This is a genomic window from Pseudomonas sp. C6002 (genome assembly GCF_013385805.1).
Classification (GTDB): Bacteria; Pseudomonadota; Gammaproteobacteria; order Pseudomonadales; family Pseudomonadaceae; genus Aquipseudomonas.
Map to the genome: position 1 here is coordinate 1 of NZ_JACAPH010000060.1, position 384 is coordinate 384.

Sequence of the window (384 nt, forward strand, 5' to 3'; positions counted from 1 at the left end):
AACCTGCGGCTGGATCACCTCCTTAATCGACGACATCAGCTGCTCCATAAGTTCCCACACGAATTGCTTGATTCATTGAAGAAGACGATAGAAGCAGCTTTAAGCTCCAAGCTGATAGCTCTTAGCTAATCAGTTACGCGCTCGAAATTGGGTCTGTAGCTCAGTTGGTTAGAGCGCACCCCTGATAAGGGTGAGGTCGGCAGTTCGAATCTGCCCAGACCCACCAATTTTGTTATGGGGCCATAGCTCAGCTGGGAGAGCGCCTGCCTTGCACGCAGGAGGTCAACGGTTCGATCCCGTTTGGCTCCACCATTAACTGTTTCTACTGTTAGAGTTTAGAAATGAATATTCGCCAATGAATATTGATTTCTAGTCTTTGATTAG

The 384-nt window shown here is 47.7% G+C and carries 2 tRNA genes; both read left to right on the forward strand.

Annotated elements, in window-relative coordinates:
- Positions 1-149: 149 nt before the first annotated feature.
- A tRNA-Ile gene (locus HX817_RS31140) sits at positions 150-226 on the forward strand.
- A 10-nt stretch (positions 227-236) separates the two neighbouring features.
- Positions 237-312 (forward strand) — tRNA-Ala (locus tag HX817_RS31145).
- Positions 313-384 lie beyond the last annotated feature (72 nt).